This window comes from Phenylobacterium sp. (genome assembly GCF_036402295.1).
Classification (GTDB): domain Bacteria; phylum Pseudomonadota; class Alphaproteobacteria; order Caulobacterales; family Caulobacteraceae; genus Phenylobacterium.
Map to the genome: position 1 here is coordinate 1 of NZ_DASWTE010000153.1, position 4,428 is coordinate 4,428.

General features: G+C 68.1%; 5 protein-coding genes. 1 reads left to right on the forward strand and 4 read right to left on the reverse strand.

Translation table 11 applies throughout. From position 1 onward, the window contains the following. From VGD44_RS09765 to VGD44_RS09775, 3 genes are all read right to left on the reverse strand, one after another. On the reverse strand, window positions 1-911 hold a 911-nt coding region (locus VGD44_RS09765; RefSeq protein WP_331086371.1), incomplete at its 3' end, for a TonB-dependent receptor plug domain-containing protein. A gap of 67 nt (window positions 912-978) precedes the next feature. Further along, on the reverse strand, window positions 979-1,515 hold the full coding sequence (locus tag VGD44_RS09770) for a nuclear transport factor 2 family protein (RefSeq protein WP_331086373.1): 537 nt from the start codon (window positions 1,513-1,515) through the stop codon (window positions 979-981). A 5-nt stretch (window positions 1,516-1,520) separates the two neighbouring features. After that, window positions 1,521-3,026 (reverse strand): aldehyde dehydrogenase family protein, encoded by a 1,506-nt coding sequence (locus VGD44_RS09775; RefSeq protein ID WP_331086375.1) that lies wholly within the window; start codon window positions 3,024-3,026, stop codon window positions 1,521-1,523. A 271-nt stretch (window positions 3,027-3,297) separates the two neighbouring features. On the opposite strand from VGD44_RS09775, the gene VGD44_RS09780 reads away from it, so the two are divergent. After that, window positions 3,298-3,948 carry a TetR/AcrR family transcriptional regulator gene (locus tag VGD44_RS09780; RefSeq protein ID WP_331086377.1) on the forward strand — a complete coding sequence of 217 codons (651 nt, stop codon included), beginning with the start codon at window positions 3,298-3,300 and terminating at the stop codon, window positions 3,946-3,948. On the opposite strand, the gene VGD44_RS09785 is transcribed toward VGD44_RS09780, so the two are convergent. Continuing rightward, window positions 3,930-4,428, reverse strand: a 499-nt coding sequence (locus VGD44_RS09785) for an enoyl-CoA hydratase-related protein (protein ID WP_331086379.1), incomplete at its 5' end; no start/stop codon positions are given. The two genes, VGD44_RS09780 and VGD44_RS09785, sit on opposite strands and share 19 nt — an antisense overlap.

Sequence of the window (4,428 nt, forward strand, 5' to 3'; positions counted from 1 at the left end):
CAGTTGATGAGCTCGTTGTTCCAGGTGGCGTTCTCGGTGCGGTAGCGGGTGAGGCTGCCCTTCAGGTTGAGGCTGAAGTCGTCCGACGGGCGCCAGAGCGCCGTCAGCCGGGCGCTGAGGTCGCGCTCGCCCGGCAGGTCGCGCCTGGGCGCCTGGCCGGCATGGACAGTGGTCGCGCCGGTGGCGACGTTCAGGGTCGTGAGGCTGGCGGCCGGAGCGTCGTTGATGACGTAGCCGTCGGACATGTCGGAGTAGCGCACGGCGAGGCGCAGCCCCAGGGTGTCGGTCACGGGGCCCGAGACCACGCTTTCCAGGTTCGCGACCTGTCCCTTGAACTCGTAACCGACGCGCGCCAGCGCCTCGAAGGACTCGCCGGGGTCGGCCGAGGTGAAGGACAGAACGCCGGCGGTGGCGTTCTTGCCGAAGAACAGCGCCTGAGGTCCGCGCAGGACCTCGACCTGTTTCATGTCGAAGAAGCCTTCGTTGATGATCCGGCCCTGGCCGTAATAGACGCCGTCCAGGATCACCGCGACCGACTGCTCGATGCCGATGCTGGTGAAGGTCGAGCCGATGCCGCGCAGGCTGATGGTGGCGCCCGAGCCGCTCGAGCCGCGGACCACGCTGAGCTGCGGGATCGAGGCGGCGATCGCCTCGATGCTGCGCAGGTCGTACTTGTCGAGCTTCTCCTGCGAGACGGCGGTCACCGCGACCGGAATCTCGCGGATGTTCTCCTGGCGCTTGCGGGCGGTGACGATCACCTCCTCGAGCGCCGAACTCTGGTCGTCGTCAGCCGCATCCGCCGCGATGGCGGGGTGCGCCCACATGAGCGCCGCCGGCGCTGCGCAGAGCAGCAAGAGGCGCGCCGCGCGGCGTCGTCGATCGAGGCTTCCGTTAGGGAATGTCAGGTTCATCGTGGTTTCCTCCCCCGAGGGCATGTCGTTATTTTTGTTGGGGTTCAGCGCGGCTAAGGCCGCGGCGTCATTCGAACTTGGGCGGGAACGGGCGGCCGAGCTGCTCGCCGATGCGCGCGCCGCCGTACTCGCCGGCGGAGATCAGCTTCAGGCGGTCCATGCGCCAGCCGGCGTCCGTGCGGACGAAGCGGTTCTCGTAGCGGCCCCAGCGGTGGCAGTCGGCGGTGACCGGGAAGCCCGTGAACCGCTGCCACGAGTACATGTAGCAGTGCAGGATCACCCGGTCGGGCGTCTCGAAAATGACCTCTTCGTTGGCGATGTGGTGGCTGCCGCTGACGGTCCCGCCCAGGGCCATGTTGAGGAAGTCGTTGAGCGCCCGGCGGCCGCGCAGGATCGTCTCCTCGCCACCGGGCACGAAGTTGGCGATGCAGTCCTCGGTGAAGAGGGCCGACATGGCGTCGCCGTCGAGATTGTCGGCGTGTCGGCAGTAGGCGTGCATCGTCTCGAGCACGTCGACGCGGTCCTTCAGCTGGCGGACCAGCACCTCAAGGGACATCTCGAACCTTACGGCGCTCATGACGTATTCCTTCGCGGCCTGGGACATGCGGCTCACCTGATCTTCAGCCAGACCGTCTTGGTCTGAGTATAGTGGTCGAGAGACGGGGCCCCCAGGTTCCGGCCGTAGCCGGACTGCTTGACACCGCCGTACGGGATCGACGGGTAGACCCGCTGGTAGGTGTTCACCCACACGGTCCCGGCGCGGATCGCCTGGGTCATGCGATGGGCGCGGCCCAGGTCGCGGGTCCAGACGCCGGCGGCCAGGCCGAACTCGCTGTCGTTGGCGATGGCGACCGCCTCCTCCTCGGTGTCGAAGGGGATGACCGCCATGACCGGCCCAAAGATCTCGTCGCGGGCGATGGTCATGTCGTTGTGGACGCCGGTGAAGATCGTCGGCTGGTGGAAGTAGCCGGTCTGGCCATGCCGCTCGCCGCCCAGCACCAGCTCAGCGCCCTCGGCCTTGCCGATCGCGACGTAGCGGCAGACGCGGTCGAGCTGCTCGCGGGAGACCAGCGGGCCCATCTGGGTGTCGGCCTTGAACCCCGAGCCCAGCCGGATGTCGCGCGAGCGGGCGACCACCTCGGCCACCAGCTCGTCGTGGATGCCGCGCTGGACCAGCACCCGCGAGCCCGCCGTGCAGACCTGGCCGGAATGGCCCCAGACGGCGCCGGCGACGGTGGTCGCGGCGGCCTCCAGATCGGCGTCGTCGAAGACGATGTGCGGGCTTTTGCCGCCCAGTTCCATCCCGACCCGCTTCAGCCGGGGCGCGGCGGCGGCCTGGATGCGGCGGCCGGTGTCGCCCGAGCCGGTGAAGCCGATGACGTCGACCATCGGATGCTCGACGAGGCCTGCGCCCGCCACCTCTCCGACGCCCTGCAGCACGTTGACGACGCCGGCCGGGATGCCGGCTTCGAGGCAGAGGCGACCGACGACCAGAGCCGCCAGTGGCGTCTGCTCGGCAGGTTTCAGGACCACGGAGTTGCCGCAGGCGAGGGCGGGGACGATGCCGGCCGGCGCCGCGGACGGGCCGTTCCAAGGGGTGATCACGCCGACCACGCCCACCGGCTCTCGGACCTCCTGGACCACCACGTCGGGCGGGCAGGCGGGCGTTGACCCGTGGAGCTTGGTGGGCCAGCCGGAATAGTAGTCGACGGCGTCCTGGCCGAACTTGACGATGAACTCCGAGTAGGCGCGCACTAGGCCGCCATCGATGACGTCGAGGTCCATCAGGAGGTCGCGGTTGTCCTGGATCAGCCCGCTCAGACGCCGGAGCCGACGCTCTTTCTCAAGCGGCTCCAGGTTGCGCCAGCGGCCGTCGTCGAAGGCCTGACGCGCCGAGCGCACGGCGCGGTCCACGTCCTCGCGGCCGGCGGCGGCGCAGCGGGCGAACTCGCGACCGGTGGCCGGGTCGTAGACGGGGAAGGTCTCACCCGAGACGGAGCCGACCGTTTCGCCGTCGATGAGATGGCCGAAAGCGCCGGCGGCGAGGAACGTCCGGCTCGCCTGGGACAGGGCCCAGTCGTTCGGCGTTTCCAGAAGCGTTTCGGTCGATTGCATGAATCTTGTCCAGGTCTAAGCTTGCGGGCCAACGCTCCGGGCGCAGGCCGTCACTCACTCCAGTCAAGCCGGAGCGGCATTTCAGCGTTGGAATACTTGTCGGGGCGACGGGAAACCTGTCCTCGCGGAGCGGCGACTTGCCCGATCGGCGATTTCAAGCCACTAAGGGTGCGGGCGGCATCCTTGCATATGGGGTTCCTCCTACCTGTAGTTTATTATAATGATCATCATGTGACTGCTGTTATATGACAAGCGTTTTATAAGGGTGTCAATGCCGGTTTTCGTTGATCGCGAGGAGCGCAGGCAGCAGGTCGTGGCGGTAGCGTCGCGGCTGATTGCAGAGGCGGGTCTGGAGGCCGTGACCGTGCGCGACGTGGCCGTGGCCGCCGAGTGCAGCACGGCCATCGTTTCTCACTATTTCCACAACAAGAAGGAACTCCTGTTCCTCACCTACAACTCCAGCATCGACCAGGCGAACGCGCGGTGCGAGACGGCGCTCGCGGCCGCAGAGGGCGACGTGAAGGCGTACGTCGCCGAGCTCATGCCGCTCACCGACGAACAGGTGATCGAGTGGAAGATCTGGGTCGCGTTCTGGGCCCGGGCGATCTCCGATCCCGAGATCGCCGAGGTGCAGCGGAACTGCATCCTGCGAACCCGAGGCAATCTGACGCGGGTGATGCGTGACCTGAACGCCCGCGGCGTGCTGGTTCCGGGCCTCGATCTCGAAGACGAGATGCGTCGGCTCCTGACCTCCCTGATCGGCATGGCCGTGCAGGTGATCTTCGATCCCGCCGACTGGCCGGCCGAGCGGCAGCACGCCCTCATCGATGGGCAGTTGTCCAAGCTCTATCGTCCGGGGCGCCTCCCGACATCGATCACGCCGCCGGCCGAGCTATCCGACCTTCAGCGGCGGGTGCGGTAGTCGCCGAACGCCTCGTCGCGGGCGCTCAGCCCCTTGGTCAGGTCTTCGCGCACCTTCGCGAACGTGGCTTTCGAGCTCTCGGTGGTGAGCGCGAGCGCCTGGATCTCGGTCCCGGCCCGGATCGCGGCGCGCAGGCCCATGATCTCCATGGCGCGGTGGACGGAGCGCTTGTTCATCTGCTGCACGTCGGTGGGGATCTTGGCGATGCGCTCGGCGACCCTCAGCACCTCGGCGTCCAGCTGGTCGGCCGGGAAGGCGCGGTTGGCGAAGCCGACGCGGACCGCCTCCAGGCCATCCATGGCGTCGCCGGTCAGCATCATCTCCATGGCCGGGCGCAGGCCGCACAGCCAGGCGTGGAACTGGTTGTCCGGCGGGCTCATCATCCGCACCGGCGGGTAGCCGATCTGGGCGTCCTCGGCGACGTAGACCAGGTCGCAGGCGGTCGCGAGCTCGGAGCCGCCGGCCAGGCACCAGCCGTGC

What these genes read in the sequence shown, in the direction of transcription:
- VGD44_RS09770 (WP_331086373.1), bottom strand. Translation starts at nt 1,515, where the DNA reads ATGTCCCAGGCCGCGAAGGAATACGTCATGAGCGCCGTAAGGTTCGAG.
- VGD44_RS09780 (WP_331086377.1), top strand. Translation starts at nt 3,298, where the DNA reads ATGCCGGTTTTCGTTGATCGCGAGGAGCGCAGGCAGCAGGTCGTGGCG.
- VGD44_RS09775 (WP_331086375.1), bottom strand. Translation starts at nt 3,026, where the DNA reads ATGCAATCGACCGAAACGCTTCTGGAAACGCCGAACGACTGGGCCCTG.